Origin of the sequence: Duganella sp. CY15W (assembly GCF_009857555.1) — a bacterium.
GTDB classification, from domain to species: Bacteria; Pseudomonadota; Gammaproteobacteria; order Burkholderiales; family Burkholderiaceae_D; genus Rugamonas; species Rugamonas sacchari.
The window spans coordinates 235441-250802 of sequence record NZ_WWCQ01000001.1; the positions used below are offsets into that span (position 1 = coordinate 235441).

At 59.1% G+C, this 15362-nt stretch carries 16 protein-coding genes; 7 read left to right on the forward strand and 9 right to left on the reverse strand.

Features of this window, described 5'->3' with window-relative positions; all coding sequences use genetic code 11:
- The first annotated feature begins 16 nt into the window (after positions 1 to 16).
- Positions 17 to 1027 carry an inorganic phosphate transporter gene (locus GTP58_RS01165; protein ID WP_161075950.1) on the forward strand — a complete coding sequence of 337 codons (1011 nt, stop codon included), beginning with the start codon at positions 17 to 19 and terminating at the stop codon, positions 1025 to 1027.
- Between the two features lie 26 nt (positions 1028 to 1053).
- Here GTP58_RS01165 and GTP58_RS01170 read toward each other — a convergent pair whose 3' ends face one another.
- Positions 1054 to 1506, reverse strand: a complete 453-nt coding sequence (locus GTP58_RS01170) for a hypothetical protein (RefSeq protein WP_161075951.1) — start codon at positions 1504 to 1506, stop codon at positions 1054 to 1056.
- Positions 1503 to 1919 (reverse strand): hypothetical protein, encoded by a 417-nt coding sequence (locus GTP58_RS01175; protein ID WP_161075952.1) that lies wholly within the window; start codon positions 1917 to 1919, stop codon positions 1503 to 1505. The genes GTP58_RS01170 and GTP58_RS01175 overlap by 4 nt, the downstream gene beginning before the upstream one ends.
- 103 nt (positions 1920 to 2022) lie before the next feature.
- On the opposite strand from GTP58_RS01175, the gene GTP58_RS01180 reads away from it, so the two are divergent.
- Positions 2023 to 2400 (forward strand): hypothetical protein, encoded by a 378-nt coding sequence (locus GTP58_RS01180; protein WP_161075953.1) that lies wholly within the window; start codon positions 2023 to 2025, stop codon positions 2398 to 2400.
- 375 nt (positions 2401 to 2775) lie between these two features.
- Here GTP58_RS01180 and GTP58_RS01185 read toward each other — a convergent pair whose 3' ends face one another.
- The 5 genes from GTP58_RS01185 to GTP58_RS01205 all read right to left on the reverse strand — a co-directional run bounded on the left by GTP58_RS01185 (position 2776) and on the right by GTP58_RS01205 (position 5357).
- A complete protein-coding gene (locus GTP58_RS01185) occupies positions 2776 to 3510 on the reverse strand; it encodes an immunity 52 family protein (protein ID WP_161075954.1) in 735 nt (244 codons plus the stop codon).
- A gap of 4 nt (positions 3511 to 3514) precedes the next feature.
- On the reverse strand, positions 3515 to 4102 hold the full coding sequence (locus GTP58_RS01190; RefSeq protein ID WP_161075955.1) for a restriction endonuclease fold toxin 5 domain-containing protein: 588 nt from the start codon (positions 4100 to 4102) through the stop codon (positions 3515 to 3517).
- Between the two features lie 4 nt (positions 4103 to 4106).
- Positions 4107 to 4307: a hypothetical protein gene (locus tag GTP58_RS31195; RefSeq protein ID WP_229215389.1), complete on the reverse strand. Its 201-nt coding sequence runs from the start codon at positions 4305 to 4307 to the stop codon at positions 4107 to 4109.
- A gap of 124 nt (positions 4308 to 4431) precedes the next feature.
- Positions 4432 to 4941: a DUF4123 domain-containing protein gene (locus GTP58_RS01200; RefSeq protein ID WP_229215390.1), complete on the reverse strand. Its 510-nt coding sequence runs from the start codon at positions 4939 to 4941 to the stop codon at positions 4432 to 4434.
- Positions 4938 to 5357 (reverse strand): PAAR domain-containing protein, encoded by a 420-nt coding sequence (locus GTP58_RS01205; RefSeq protein WP_161075957.1) that lies wholly within the window; start codon positions 5355 to 5357, stop codon positions 4938 to 4940. The genes GTP58_RS01200 and GTP58_RS01205 overlap by 4 nt, the downstream gene beginning before the upstream one ends.
- 651 nt (positions 5358 to 6008) lie before the next feature.
- On the opposite strand from GTP58_RS01205, the gene GTP58_RS01210 reads away from it, so the two are divergent.
- The 3 genes from GTP58_RS01210 (at position 6009) to GTP58_RS01220 (ending at position 7991) form a co-directional block, all read left to right on the forward strand.
- The gene (locus GTP58_RS01210; RefSeq protein ID WP_161075958.1) at positions 6009 to 6860 is read left to right on the forward strand and encodes a metallophosphoesterase; all 852 of its coding nucleotides are present in this window, start codon (positions 6009 to 6011) and stop codon (positions 6858 to 6860) included.
- A 10-nt stretch (positions 6861 to 6870) separates the two neighbouring features.
- Positions 6871 to 7326: a GNAT family N-acetyltransferase gene (locus tag GTP58_RS01215; RefSeq protein WP_161075959.1), complete on the forward strand. Its 456-nt coding sequence runs from the start codon at positions 6871 to 6873 to the stop codon at positions 7324 to 7326.
- An 89-nt stretch (positions 7327 to 7415) separates the two neighbouring features.
- The gene (locus GTP58_RS01220) at positions 7416 to 7991 is read left to right on the forward strand and encodes a hypothetical protein (protein WP_139260328.1); all 576 of its coding nucleotides are present in this window, start codon (positions 7416 to 7418) and stop codon (positions 7989 to 7991) included.
- On the opposite strand, the gene GTP58_RS01225 is transcribed toward GTP58_RS01220, so the two are convergent.
- Positions 7874 to 10198 carry a GspE/PulE family protein gene (locus GTP58_RS01225; RefSeq protein WP_161075960.1) on the reverse strand — a complete coding sequence of 775 codons (2325 nt, stop codon included), beginning with the start codon at positions 10196 to 10198 and terminating at the stop codon, positions 7874 to 7876. The two genes, GTP58_RS01220 and GTP58_RS01225, sit on opposite strands and share 118 nt — an antisense overlap.
- A gap of 10 nt (positions 10199 to 10208) precedes the next feature.
- Positions 10209 to 11105: an MBL fold metallo-hydrolase gene (locus tag GTP58_RS01230; RefSeq protein WP_161075961.1), complete on the reverse strand. Its 897-nt coding sequence runs from the start codon at positions 11103 to 11105 to the stop codon at positions 10209 to 10211.
- Between the two features lie 220 nt (positions 11106 to 11325).
- On the opposite strand from GTP58_RS01230, the gene GTP58_RS01235 reads away from it, so the two are divergent.
- Positions 11326 to 12945 (forward strand): HD family phosphohydrolase, encoded by a 1620-nt coding sequence (locus GTP58_RS01235; protein WP_161075962.1) that lies wholly within the window; start codon positions 11326 to 11328, stop codon positions 12943 to 12945.
- 9 nt (positions 12946 to 12954) lie between these two features.
- Positions 12955 to 15234 (forward strand): adenylate/guanylate cyclase domain-containing protein, encoded by a 2280-nt coding sequence (locus tag GTP58_RS01240; RefSeq protein ID WP_161075963.1) that lies wholly within the window; start codon positions 12955 to 12957, stop codon positions 15232 to 15234.
- Positions 15235 to 15362: the final 128 nt, after the last annotated feature.

Sequence of the window (15362 nt, forward strand, 5' to 3'; positions counted from 1 at the left end):
AGAAGAATAATCCAACATGCATACCCTACAAATCAGTGTCTACGTCCTGGTGCTGCTGATCGGCCTGGCGTTGATATTTGACTTCATGAATGGCTTCCATGACGCCGCCAATGCGATCGCGACCGTGGTCTCGACCGGCGTGCTGAAACCGCAAACTGCGGTGGCCATGGCGGCGCTGTTCAACTTCGTGGCAATCTTTGTGGTCGGCCTGCACGTGGCCGGCACGGTGGGCAAGGGCACCATCGATCCTGGCATTGTCGACCAGTACGTGATCTTTGGCGCGCTGGTCGGCGCCATCGTGTGGAACCTGTTCACCTGGTACTACGGCATTCCCTCGTCGTCCTCGCACGCGCTGATCGGCGGCCTGGTCGGTGCAGCAGTGGCCAAGTCCGGCACCAGCGCACTGGTCGGCGGCGGCTTGTGGAAGACGGTCCAGTGGATCCTGATTTCGCCGCTGATGGGCTTTGTGTTCGGCTCCATCATCATGCTGATCGTGTCATGGATTTTCGTGCGCTCGACGCCGCGCCGCGTCGACAAATGGTTCCGCCGCCTGCAACTGGTATCGGCTGCTTCGTACAGCTTGGGCCACGGCGGCAATGACGCGCAAAAAACCATCGGCATCATCTGGATGCTGCTGATCGCGGTCGGCCAGGTGCCAGCTGGCGGCGCCGAGCCACCGCTGTGGGTGATCGTGTCGTGCTATGGCGCGATTTCGTTCGGCACGCTGTTTGGCGGCTGGCGCATCGTCAAGACCATGGGCCAGAAGATCACCAAGCTGAAACCGGTGGGTGGCTTCTGCGCCGAGAGCGGCGGCGCCATCACGCTGCTGATCGCCTCGCACTTCGGCGTACCGGTCTCGACCACGCACACCATCACCGGCGCGATCGTCGGTGTGGGCTCGGCGCAGAAAATGTCGGCAGTGCGCTGGGGCGTGGCTGGCAACATCGTCTGGGCCTGGGTCTTCACGATTCCAGCGTCCGCCTTCGTGGCGGCGATTGCCTGGTGGGTGGGACACCACATCATGTAAAGCAAAGGGAGCTTCGGCTCCCTTTTTTATTGCACTGGCTGCCGGGGGCGAATGCGCAATTCGTCGCCGACGCGTTGGATGTCCAGTTCGATATCTGGGCGCGTATAGGCGATTTCAGAAGGAATGGCGATCGCTTGCGCGTTGTCGCTTTGAACGAGACGGGTAGTGTGGCGGCGCATCTTCCATAAACTTGCGCTGTCATCTGGCATTGGGACGGCGTAATGAGATTGTGGCGGCAGGCTCAGTTGCGAATAGGCTCTCCGCATCAGCTCCTGTTGCTCTGTCTCGGGCATATCCGGCGGCATGACGACGATGGTTTTTTTGCCACCCTGGGCTTGAATAAGATACGTGTATTCACTCTCTGGCTTGTGCGGGAAAAAATGGTCGCGAATGGCCGGTAATGCAATACTTAGCACTACAGTGACAAGCAGGCCGGCAGCCAGCATGCCGAGAGCCTGCCCTAATATCTGCCAGCTCATAGTTTTCCTCCGCGTAGAAAATCGACACTAACCGCGCATAGCCAAAGTATAAGTCCAATCAAAATGGATGTCCGCACGCCATCTACTTGAGGAAAATACAGGCTGCCGTGATTGATGCCCAAGTACAGGCTGACAGCCCATGCGGCAAGCCCTATCCACAATAGAACATGAATGCTTTGTGCCCAATGATGATCGCTGATATGGACTTTCCCAATATCTGCATGAGGATTTTTGACTCTGGACTCAACTGAAATTGTGGTACGTGTAAGTGGTAAAACCATCCCTAGTGCTGCGCCGCCAATTGTCGGCCCGATGAACTCCCATGGATCTTCACCATTTGCACTGGCGCGTAGCAAGAATTCGAGTACTGCCATCAGCAGTGGAAATAACCAGGTCAGGATGCGTAGTTCCATTTGCTTGACGCCGAGTGATTTGCCGTCAATGTAGTCTCTTCTGCCGAGAACGGATTGATTTGGATTGCAGTAAAATCAAAAACCTTCTTGAAGAGTGAATGTGATGGCGATTGATTTTGCGGAACTGAAACAACTGGCGGCGGTATCGGAGGCGGTGGCCGTACCTTGCAGTTGCCATGATGCGGCACTTTTTGCGTGGCAGACGGTGCCGTATTCTCTGACGCTGGAACAGTTTGAAGAAGTGGCGACACTGGTTGAAGATCCGTATGCGGAGCCGACCTTTGCCGAATACCACCCCAACGGCACGCGCTACGACAGCGCCGACGCGCCCATCGCGCCGCGCTATTATCCCGCCAACCTGAGCCAGGTACTGCGCTGCGTAAAATGCAACCGCCACTACCTGCGCTATACCGAGGGCGGCGGCTACTTCACAGAACAGCGCATCCGCGCACTGCGCCCTCAGGTGCTTGAGGACGCCTAGACTTGATTCTTAAAAAGCTGCTGCGTGCCTTTTTTTGATTCGCGCTAAGTAGGACTCTGAACTCAAGCTCGGCCAATCTGATTGCGGACATGATGAGTGTGGTTCTCTCGCAGCGGTGGCTTTCGCCTCTTGGATGAGGTTCCACTTGCCGAATACTGCACTGGCGAGGATTTTCCATCTCGCTACCGGGTGCTTGAGGTATTTGATGGCGGATGAGGCCCTCACACGCCAAGATTATTACTTCCTCATGGTCTATTCGACACAATTTAAACCTTGGAATCTGCCGCTGCATCCTTCATTGATGCGCTCATCATAATTCCAGCAGACAAGGAATTTCTTGTGGAGGAGAGCCGATTTTGATAAGGACGGTGCACCTCAGAGTTCCGCGAACGTGGGTATTAAGTCCTGATCGACTAAACGGATTTCGATGGCGTTCGATACCTTAACGTGCTCGGGGTTCTCATCGGAGAATATCTCATCGGTGAGGCTGACGATGACGGTTCCGATCTGATTATCCTTACCCTTTTCGTCTTTAACCATAACCGGGAAAAGAGAGCGGGCCTCCGGCACTTGCTTAGCCGTTAACACACGTGGAAGGTAAAGCATCCAGCCAACGCCCGGCCTATCTTGGAAAACTTGTTTTTCAAAATACTCATTGCGCGCAACAGTGACGTAGGCTGGGCGAAGACTATTGACAATAGTTGACAGCAGCCCCAAGACATCATCTAGCCCCCCTAAACGTTGGATACTCTCGCCATAATTGATCCGAAGATTCCAGGCCGGCCAGTCCTCGTTGTGAAACATTAGATTAAAACTGGCTCCCTCGCTCTCCTCTAATTTGCCATTCCATACAGCGAGATAACGGACATTGTCGCCCTCGAATTTTGTTTCAAGAACGGCTTCAGCTGCGGGGGTGAGCTGTCCCGTACCGTCGAAAGCCGAATATAGAAGCGACTCCGCCTCGGTATCTCCCATCAGAAACCATTCTTTTCCAAGGGGGTCGATTTGTTGTAAGTAACGGACGATCGGTCCGATCTGTTCGACGATAGGGCGGAAGGCGAGCGATCCGCCGGGTTTGGGATTTTTGAAGTCGGCTGTAATTATCGTCATAATATTATGGAGTGTGAAAAACCGTTATCCCCATACGGACGAGGACTGGTCTCATGTAGTTGCAGGCTATAGGGGTTTGGAAGTACCAGGTTAATGCGGCTGGCTTGTTGCTTCTAACGATCATTGACTGTGCCAAAGCCTGTTTTTGCATTTTAAGAAAAAGCTCTTCTTGGAAAAGGTACCTTAGCTTGCCCTTTTCATTAAAAAACTGGTCGTAATCCGCTTTGGCTTCTTGCAACAAGCACATGCTGGATTTGAAACCGTCAAAATCCTTGCCTGCAAAAAGCCATTCCATCCCTGGAGGAAATCCCGTAATTTTAGCCTGATACTCCCTTGAGTTTTCGGACATGTGGTGGTTAACAGGCACCAGGGCGCCGCTATCCGGAGGGCACTCCTTGCACTTTTCTTTTTCTTTCGTTGTAGATTCCGCGCGCGCGATCGGCGCGACTTTAGCCTTATCGGCCTCCTCCTGCCGCTTGCGCGCCTGCTTAAGCGCCTCTTCACCAGCGGCGCCAGCGACAAGACCAACGCCCAGCCAGGCCAGCACACGCACGGCTGCAGCTTCAACAACGGGAACTAAAATTGCGGCCATCAGTTTATCCTTGTAATTTGTTTCGCATGACCGCATCCAGTTCATCCAGGCGCCGTTCCGGACTGGCGCCACGCTTGCGCAGGTAGCCGTCGACCAGCGGCTCGCCAAGGATGCCGGCAGCGTCGACGGACAGATACATGAGCCGTACGATGTGGGGTGTGCTGGTGAACCCGACCTGTGCCGCGTAGCTGTGTGCGCCACGCATTCGCGCAAGGACTGCGTCCCGGCCGGGTTGGTGGCGCATGTCAGGCCTCTGCGTGAGGAACTCATCACAAACGGCCGCGATGAATTGACTCGCCTCCGCCCGAAGCAAAGCGGTCCATTGGACGTCAGAAAGCTGAAGCATTTGGTCTCCCGATCATTACGCGCCGTCCGTCGAGCAGCAGATGCCACTCGTGAATATGGTTGAAAAATTCGCCGCGCTGCTCTTCATCGAGCGTCCGGGCAAGCACGGCCAAGACGCGCGGGTCCCAAAATCGCAATAGAGCATTACGTCCATCGGGCAAGCGCGCATCCAAGCGTAGTTGCAGCAGTTGTGCGAGACCGACCAGATCTTGCGGCGCGATCAGCCAGGTCACGGATGGCAGTTCGCTCTCAAGCGCAACCAGATCATCGGCGACACTCTCGCCGCCATTGGCAATATCGATCAGCCAAGGGCCGGCATGGCTGAGCGCGGCATCCGGTGTTCCCGCGAACAGCGGGAAAAAGCCGTCGGCCGTCACGAGTGGCTTGTGGAACCTGGCCTGGTATTGCGCTCCGTCGACTAGCGCGTACAGCCGCAGTTCAGGCATCTCGGCATGCAAATGCTCCAAGCGGTTGTTGACGTCGAACATCATCATCCTCGGATCACCACCGGACTGCCGCTTTGGGCCGCCTTCAACAAGCAGTCGAGGCAGACTCCAGACTTGGTGACGGCGGCGATCGGGGCAGCTGCCACCAGCGGGACGTCGGCCTGTTCAGCGCCAAGTGCCTCACCGGTCGAGGATTGATCAGACCAAGTGGTCGTGATCTGACTGGATATCAACTTCGCACCACAGGCGGTCGAATCCAAATGCCTGGCGTAGCCGCTTCCACTACCATCGACCAGATCCCCCGCACCCGATTTGATCGGAAATACGCCCTTGCACTTGGGGCAGACCGTCATGTCGCCAATACGGGCAACACACTTTCCATTGATGTCGAATGTCATGTCGGCTGAAATAACCGTTCCCCCGTGGGTCGTCTTGTCTCCTATTACGATCAAAGGTAGATTCACTTGCCTCTCCTGTCTTCACCCACGTGGATTTAATTACAAAATTATAAACGTATCCGAAGTATTCGAGGAATTGGCACGACACTTCGGTTTTTCCCTACGAGTTTGTGAATTTTTCGATTTGCAGTTTTATTTTGGCAAAACTTGCTCACTTTTGCTCGTAGGGTTCACAGTCGCAACGGGGCGACTTCGGCGTGCCTGGCGTGAAATGCGTATCTTCCCTGAGCGAGATGCTATCCTTGGCGCCATCGGCCGAGTTCGGCCAGATGCCGACGGAATTGTTGAAGGTGCGACAGTTAGAATTTGGGACTCTGAGATGACACTTCCCGAAGACTCGTTGAAGGGGAGAGGCTGCATCGAGCGGCACGTGGAGGCAACCTAAAGTGGCCCCGTCAGTCAAGACACTCAGCCGGCTTAATTTAAGCTGAGCCCATTTCTATTTCTACAGCTGCCGGCGCTGTCCCGTTCCACTTATTTTTCTTCTTGGTCCGCATCGCTGAATTTATCGACGATCAGCGTACAGCCGCATGAGAGCCCCGTTCTTGGTTAGACCTGTGACTTCAATCCAGGCGGGAAGTCCCTGGATGCAAATGCATCGCTATACAGCGTTTGATCTGGATGCACTATCATGCGGGTTTTTATTTCTTGAATCCCATGCCTTCTCCCCGTAGCAAACGTTACTCCCGCATTCATCACGGCCTGGAGGCCTTGCTGGATTTGGCGACGCTCGGCGGGCTGGTGAGTGCGCTGAGCTATCATTGCGGCCTGCACGGTCGTCTTGGCGTCATGCGCTACAGTGTCGCGCTGCCGGCGGAACGGCGCTTGTACCGGCCGTTGAAAATTGCGTTTGCATCGGACTTTCATGCAGGGCGGCCTACCCACAAAGCGATTTTTGATGATCTGTTTGCCGCTATCGCTGCCGAGCAGCCGGACGTGCTGCTGCTGGGCGGCGACTATGTGACCGGGCCTGCGCGCCACGCGGCCGTGCTGTGCCCCGGCCTGGCGGCGTGCAAGCCGCCGCTGGGCAAGTTTGCCGTGTTCGGTAATCATGACCTGTCCACCGACGATCAGCACATCGCGCAGTTATTTGAAGGCGCTGGCGTAACGATGCTGGTCAACCGCGCGGTGACGTTGCCTGCGCCGTTCGATACGGTCTCGGTCTGCGGCATGGACGATCCCTGGACCGGTGAGGCGGACGGCAATGCCGCGTTTGCTGGCGCCGCAGCTACCCGCATCCTGCTGGTCCACGCACCCGACGGTTTGCTGATGCTGCAAGGCCAGCGCTACGATATCGGCTTCGCCGGTCACACGCATGGCGGCCAGATCGCCATGCCCGACGGCACTCCGCTGGTGATGCCGCAAGGACCGCTGTCGAGGCCGTTTTACTATGGCCGCTTCCCAGTGCGCGATAATGGGGATCTGATTGTGAGTCGCGGCGTTGGTTGTAGCGGCATTCCCGTGCGCATCAACGCCGATCCGGAACTGGTCATTTGCACTATGCAATAATCTACCCACCATGAACACTATCCACCTGAGTGAAGAAGATCCGACTGCGCCTGAGTCCGTTCTGCTGATGGCGGAATTGTCGACCGCGCTGGAAGCGATCACCGGCGACAGCGGCAAGGCATCGTTTGATGTCGATGACGTGCGCGGGCCGATGGCGTGCTTTGTCGTCGCCCGCAATGACGACGGCACCGCGCTCGGCTGTGGCGCCTTCCGGCCCATCGAACCGGGCGTGGCGGAGATCAAGCGCATGTATGCGCGGCATGGCACCAGCGGGGTCGGCAGCGCTGTGCTGCGCTTCCTGGAGGACGAGGCGCTGGCGTTGGGCTACCAGGCGCTCTGGCTCGAGACGCGGCTGGTTAATCGCCGCGCGATGGATTTCTACGAGGCACGCGGCTATACACGAATTGCCAACTACGGCAAATACATCGGCAACCCGCTGGCGGTGTGTTTCGAGAAGCAGCTATAACCCAAGGCTCTGCTTGTAGGTCTGATCCCACAGCAGGTCGCGGCGGGCACTGCTTACGTGCACGTCACGTACGCGGCACAATGCTCGGCATGAAAATCATTGATCAACGTTACCTGGACAGCGACAACCGCTATTCCACCCAGCCATGTCTCCTGAGTATCCTGGAGCTGGACCCTGTCACACCTGAAGCAACTGAAAAACTGCAAGAGCGCCTGTACGCTGCCTTGCCGGGACTGAGCCGTTTCCGTGGTCTGGTCGGCAAGCGTGCCGATGAAGTGCCGGCGATTGTCGAGCTGGTCCAACAGGCCGCCATCGAATTGCGCCGTCTGGCGCTGAATGAAGTGACGATCGGCTTTGTCGGCGTGGTGCCGCGCATGCAGGGGCGCTATCGCCTGGTGTTGCCGTACACCGTACAAACCGCCGCCGCGCCGGCGCTGGCGATGGCCACGCAAATGGTCAGCGCGCTGCTGGCAGGCCGTTCGTTCAACGTCAAGGCCGGCCTCGCACGCCTGCGCGCACTGGCGGACCGCCGCCGTACCCCGCGCGGCTATTTGATGCAGACTGCGCGCACCATCTTGATGTCGGTAATCCCGAGAAGGACTTTCTCGATGCCGTCCATCTTCAGGGTCAGCATGCCGTCTTCCAGCGCGGCCGCCAGCAGCTGAGCGACGCGCGCATGCTCCTGTAGCAGTTTCTTGACCTTGTCGGAACCGGTCATCAGCTCGTGCAGGCCGATACGGCCTTTGTAACCCTTGTTGCATTCATCGCAGCCCACCGCGCGGTAGAGCGTGAACTTGCCGTCCTTGGCATAGCGCTGGCGCAGGCCCGTCACCGCCGCAGCGCGGGCGCCGTCGGGTAGCTCCTCGCAGTATTCGTTTAGCAGCGCCTGCAGCTCGGATTCGGGCGGCTCATATGCCTGTTTGCATTTGCCGCACAGGCGTTTGGCCAGGCGTTGCGCCAGTATGCCCAGCAGCGCATCGGAAAAGTTGAACGGATCCATGCCCATGTCCAGCAGGCGCACGATGGATTCCGGCGCGCTGTTGGTGTGCAGCGTGGAGAACACCAGGTGGCCGGTCAGCGAGGCTTCTATGCCCATGGCGACGGTTTCCTTGTCGCGCATCTCGCCCACCATGATGATGTCGGGATCGGCGCGCAGGAAGGCGCGCATCACGGTGGCGAAGTCCAGGCCCGCTTTGCGGTTGACCTGCACCTGGCGCAAGCCTTTCTGGGTGATCTCGACCGGATCTTCTGCGGTCCAGATCTTGGTGTCCGGCGTGTTGAGGTAATTCAGCACCGAGTGCAGCGTGGTGGTCTTGCCGGAGCCGGTGGGGCCGCAGACAAAGAACAGGCCATACGGCTTCTCAATCGTCGCGCGCAGGCGCTCCAGATTAAATGGCAGTACGCCCAGCTTATCGAGCGGTATCGGCTCGCCTGCCGCCAGTATCCGCATCACGATGTCTTCCACGCCGCCGGCGGACGGAATGGTGGCCACGCGCAGTTCGATGTCCAGCGGGCCGTATTTCTTGAACTTGATCTTGCCGTCCTGCGGCTTGCGGCGCTCGGAGATATCGAGGTCGCACATGATCTTCACACGCGCCACCAGGGCGCTGCGGTAGCTGGCGGGAATTTCGATATACGGCACCAGCGTGCCATCCTTGCGGAAGCGGATGCCGGTCTTGCCCTTGCCCGGCAGCGGCTCGATATGGATGTCCGACACACCCTGGCGGTACGCATCGATGATGATTTTGTTGAGCAGCTTGACCAGCTCATTTTCCACCGCCTCGGAGACTTCGCCGGACGCTTCGCCATCCTCGTCGTAGGCGTCGTCCATGCCGGACAGCAGATCGCCCACGCTGCCGCTGTCGCCATGGCCGAAGAACAGCTCCACCATCTGCCGGAATTCGCGGTGCGAGGTGACGCGGTACACCGGTTTGGCGCGCGGGAAGATCTGGTTGACGATGTGGGTGTGCGCCACGCGTTCCGGATCCAGCGCCGCGACCAGCAGGCCGTCCTTGCTTTCTTCCAGCGGTATCCAGCCTGATTCCTCCACATACTGGCGCTTGAGATTTTTCAGCAGGTCGACCGGCTTGATGCGGTCGGCGCGAAAGTGCTCGTAGGGCACGGCAAAGTGCTTTTCCAGCGACACGCCAATGGCGGCCGGCTTGATCTCATACTCGTCGATGAGCACATCCTCGATATCCACTTCGCGTGCGCGCGCGGTGCGCGTGGCCTGCTCCAGCTCCTGCGCCGAAATCATCGCCTCCGTCACCAGACCGTCATATTTGGTGCGTACCATTTGCGGAGGTTTGAGGCGCTGCGAAAACGCCACCGACAAGGTCTCGCACAGCTCCTTGACGCCGTCTTCAGCGATGCTGGAGAAGGGCACGCGGTCACGGTTGTTGATGAACTGGACCACGCCCAGCAGCTCGCGCGATTGCACCGCGATCAGCGGCGCCACCAGCATCTGTTTGGTGCGGTAGCCGGTACGCTGGTCCACGCCCTGCTGGAAGCGCAGCTCGGGCGAGTAGCGTTCCAGCTCCGCGTGGTCGTAGACGTCGGCGAGGTTGACGGTCTTGCGCGTCAGCGCCACATAGCCGGCAATGCTGGCCGGCGTGATCGCCAGTTTGAGGTCGCGAAACGAGGTCAGGCCGGTCTTCACCTTGGAGACGATGTAGTCCTTCTGGTGATCCATCGCGTACAGCGTGAAGCGGTCGCAGTTGAACAGGTCGCAGAACTCCATGCCCAGGTCGAGCATGATCTCATCGAGATTGCTGGTGGCGTGGATTTTGGTGGTGACGGCTTGCAGCTTCTGGAAAAAGGCCAGCCGCAGATCGACATCGCTAGGTCGTGCACTGGGCTGGCCGGCATTCATGAGCGCTCCGCTATGTCAGATTAACTTCCATGCCTTCGTATGCGAGGAGTACTTTGAGATCGCCTAGCAGCGGGGCGTGGCGCGCCATGACTTCGGCGAACACGGCTTCCAGCTCGTCGTCGCTGCGCGTTGGTTCGTGGTGGGTGCAGTATAGCGCTTTGGCGCCGGTGCGCAGCGCCAGTGCGAACGCCGAGTCAAACGTGCCGTGGCCCCAGCCCTGCTTGGCCGGGTACTCTTCGCGCGTGTACGAGCAATCGACGATGAGCGCATCGACGCCGCGCACGGTGGCGTCAATCGCTGCGTTGCGCTCTTCTATCCAACGCGCATAGGCGTCGTGTTCGGGATGGCCGGGTGGATGGATGTTGTAGTGCGGTTCGTGGTCGCCGGTGAAGAACAGCGAACGGCCATTGCAGTCGATGCGGTAGCCGAGATCGATGACGGGGTGGTTCATCACCACATTGCTGACGCTGGCGTCGCCGACCAGGGTTGGCTGGCCCACCTCCAGCGTCTGGTATTCGATGGTGGCGTCCATCTGCGTTTCGCTGACGGGGAAATAGCTGTTCTGCAGCTGCACGCCCATCACGTGTTCGATGCCGTTGCCGGTGTCGGGATCGGTCACGCCATGCAGCCGCACGCGGCTGTCGTGGATGAACAGCGGCGTAAAGAACGGCAGGCCGTGGATGTGGTCCCAATGGCTGTGGGTGATGAAGATGTTGGCGTGGATGGGTTTGGTTTTATTCTGGATCAGCGACTGCGCGAGGGCGAACAGGCCGGTGCCGCCATCGAGAATAATCAGGGTGTCGTTGTCGGTACGTACTTCAATACAAGTGGTATTGCCGCCATAACGCGCTGTACGCGGACCGGGGGAGGGGATAGAGCCACGCACTCCCCAAAATGTGAATTTCATACGCAATCCCTGGTAATCGCTGTTTTTGTTGTGTGTTGTTGCCTCATTGCCTGCGGTCGATAATAGCTTTTTTTTCCAGCCATAGGGAAACCCGATGCAAATTCGTCGCATCGATGATTTCCCGATGTACAACAGCTTGCGCTAGAGCTACACTCCCACACTGCGCTTGCAACTTGGGCGTCGCCGCGCCTTGTCTAAACGGGTATAAAAAAGAGCAACCATGCAAGAGTTGAATCAAACGCAAATCGCCGAACGCCTGGATCAGCTGACCGAACTCAGCGTCCAGCTGGGCAGCAATCACGATACCGACTCTTTACTGGAGCGTATACTCATTGTCGCCAAAAGCATGACCAATGCTGACGGTGGCACGCTGTACCGTCCCAGCGAGGACAAGCAGTTCCTGAATTTCCACATCCTCATCAACGACACGCTCAAGACCCACCAGGGCGGCTCCAGCGGTCAGCCTGTGACGGCGGGCAGCGTGCCGCTGTACGATGGCAGCGGCGAGAAAAACCTGTCGGCTGTGGCCGCCTATGCGGCGCACTTCGGCCTGTCGGTCAACATCGAGGATGTGTACAAGGCCGACGTGTTCAACTTCTCCGGCATGGTGAAGTTCGACCAAATGCGCAACTATCATTCGAAATCCTTCCTCACGGTGCCGATGAGCGACCATGAAGGCGAACTGGTAGGCGTGCTGCAGCTGATTAACGCCAAGGACAGCGAGACGGGCGAGATCCGCGCGTTCACCCAGACCGACCAGCGTTTCATCGAGGCGCTGGCCGCGCAGGCGGCCGTGGCGCTGACCCACCAGCGCCTGATCGCCCAGTTGGAAGAACTGCTGGAATCCCTGGTCAACCTCATCAATATCGGCATCGACGAGAAATCGCCGTACACGGGCCGCCATTGCCAGTTTGTGCCTGAACTGACGATGATGCTGGCCGAAGCCGTGCACAACACGGAAAGCGGCCCGCTGGCCGATTTCTACATGAACGATGCCGACCGCAAGGAACTGTGGCTGGCTGGCCTGCTGCACGACTGCGGCAAGATCACCACGCCAGTGCACGTGGTCGACAAGGCCACCAAGCTGGAGACGATTTTCGACCGTATCGGCATGATCGATACCCGCTTTGAAGTGCTGCTGCGCGACGCTGAAATCGCCGCACTCAAACGCCAGCTGGCGCCGGGTGCGGACATCGCCGCCATCGACGCCGAACTGGCCGCACAGCAGGCCGCGCTGCGCGCCGACCGCGACTTCATCCGCTTTGCCAACGTCGGCGGCGAGGGCATGAAGCCGGAAGACCAGGAGCGTGTGCGCGAGATCGGCAAACGCCGCTGGGTTGGCCCGGATGGCGTCGAGCGCGATTTCTTCGACGACAATGAACTGATGAACCTGACCATCAAGTTCGGCACGCTGACCGAGGGCGAGCGCAAGGAAATCAACAACCACATCGTCATGACCATCAAGATGCTGGAGGCGCTGCCGTGGCCCAAGCATCTGAAAAACGTGCCGGAATACGCGGGCGGCCACCACGAGCGCATGGACGGCAAAGGCTACCCGCGCGGCCTGACCAAGGAACAGATGTCGGTGCAGGCGCGCGTGATGGCGATTGCCGATATCTTTGAAGCGCTGACCGCCAAGGACCGCCCGTACAAGAAGGGCAAGATGCTGTCGGAGTCGCTGCGCATCCTGGGCAATTTCTCGCTCAATGGCCATATCGACCCGGACCTGTTCGACATCTTCATCCGCAACAGGATCTACATGGAGTTCGCCCATAAAAACATGGACGCCAAGCAGATCGACGACATCGACGAATCCAGGATTCCCGGCTACACCCCGTAAGGACAGCGCGTGCGCCTGCTTCCCGTCAAATTTTCCAAGACACTGGCCAAGTACGGCCCGCGCTGGCTGCTGGGCATCCTCATTACCATGGCGGGGGTGTTTTACGCGCTGGGCTGGTACAGCAACGACACCGTGGCGCGGCTGGACAATCTGTGGTCCGGCGAGCGCATGAAACTGGAAAAGCCGGTGCTGGACAAGCGCATCGTGATTGTCGATATCGACGGCAAGTCGCTCACCGAATTCGGCCGCTTCCCGTGGAGCCGCAATGTACAGGGCACGCTGATCTCGCAGCTGGTCAACCACTACCAGGCCAAGGCGGTCGGCTACGATATTTCCTTCCCCGAGCCGGACACCTCGTCCGGCTACAGCGTGCTGGAAAAACTGTCCAGGACTGAGCTCAAGGACGTGCCGGTGCTGCGCCAGCGCCTGGAAGAACTGAAGCCGATGATGGACTACGACGGCGTGTTTGCCTCCGCGCTCAAAGAGAAACCCGTCATCCTCGGCTTCAACCTGTCGCCCGACCAGATCAAGGGTGCGCTGCCCAAGCCATTGTTCACCGAGGCGGACCTCAACGGCCGCGAACTGACCGCCTATAACGCCCCCGGCTTCGAGGCCAACGTGCCGGTGCTGACGCAGGCGGCGGCCGGCGCCGGCAGCTTCTCGGTGGTGACCGACCCGGATGGTATTGTCCGCACGGCCTACCTGATCCAGCAGGTGGGCGACAGCTACTACCCGTCGCTGTCGCTGGCCACGGCGTCGCTGTATCTGAATGCGCTGGCGGTCAAGCCACTGCTGGACCAGAACGTTGACAAGATGTCGGACCTGCAGCGCGAAAGCGGCGGCTACGACTACCTGACCATCATCATGCCCGGCGGCGTGCAGCGCCTGATACCGGTCGGCGACGGCATGAGCACCGTGGTGCAGTACCGCGGCGTTGGCGGTCCGCGCGGCGGCTCGTTCCGCTATGTGTCGGCGGCCGATGTGCTGACGGGCCGCGCGCCGGTCGAGCTGCTGAAAGGCACGGTGGTGCTGATCGGTACCACGGCGCCGGGGCTGGTCGACTTGCGGGCGACGCCGGTCAATCCCGAATATCCCGGCGTGGAAATCCACGCCAACCTGATCCGCTCCATGCTGGACAACCGCTTCAAGCAGCGGCCGTATTACTCGTTCATCGCGGAAGCCGCCTCGGTGCTGCTGGTGGGCCTGGCCCTGAGCTTTGGCCTGGCGGCGCTGTCGCCGCTGCGCGCGATCCTGTCCGGCGTGCTGGTGCTGGCCGCTGCCCTGGCGGCCAACTATTATCTGTACCGCGAGATGGACCTGATCTTCGATCTGGCCATGCTGGTGATTGTGATTGTCAGCGTGTTCGTGATGAACGTCGCCTGGGGCTACTTCTTCGAGGTGCGCAAAGGGGCGGCGCTGGTGTCGCGCTTTGGCGAGTACGTGGCGCCCGAGCTGGTGGCCGAGATGGCGGAAGATCCTGAAAAATACAATATGGATGGCGAGAGCCGCGAGCTGACCGTGATGTTTGTCGATGTGCGCGGCTTCACCACCATCTCCGAAGGGCTGACGCCCAAGCAGCTGCGCGAATACATCAACCTGTACCTGACGGCGATGTCGGAAGACATCCGCAGCGCCCACCAGGGCACGCTGGACAAATACATCGGTGACGCGGTGATGGCGTTCTGGGGGGCGCCGGTGGCGTTCAGCGACCACGCCAGCCGTGGCGTCGCCACCTCGCTGCTGATGCAGGCCAGTGCCAAGCGCCTCAACCAGGACTTCATCGCGCGCGGCTGGCCGGAGCTGAAAATCGGCATCGGCCTCAACTCCGGTCTGATGCACGTGGGCGACATGGGCTCCAACATCCGCCGCGCCTATACGGTGATGGGCGATGCAGTGAACCTGGGCTCACGCCTGGAGGGCATCACCAAAGTGTATGGCGTCGGCATCACGGTGGGCGAGGCCACGCGCGCGGCCGCGACGGAATTCACCTATCGCGAGCTGGATCTGGTGCGTGTCAAAGGCAAAAACGAACCGGTGGCCATCTTTGAACCGATTGCGCTGGACAAGGATACAGACGAAGCCACCCGGCGCGAAGTCGCGCGCTGGCATGAAGCACTGGCCGCCGTGCGCGCCCAGCGCTGGGATGACGCCAGCGCCATCATCGCGGAACTGCAGGCGCTGTCGCCAGACCGCGGCCTGTACCATTTGTACGTGGAGCGGATCGCCTATTACCGCGCCCATCCGCCCGGCGCGGACTGGGACGGCGTGACCACCTTCGAGACCAAATAATAGAAAATCGTCAATGATGTTGGGGCACTAATGCAGCCACAGTTTTCCAACAAAATCCAGCCGCAGCGCACAAAAAAGGGTGGCGAACTCGGCAAACGGGATTAGACTTTAAAAAACATAAGTTTCCT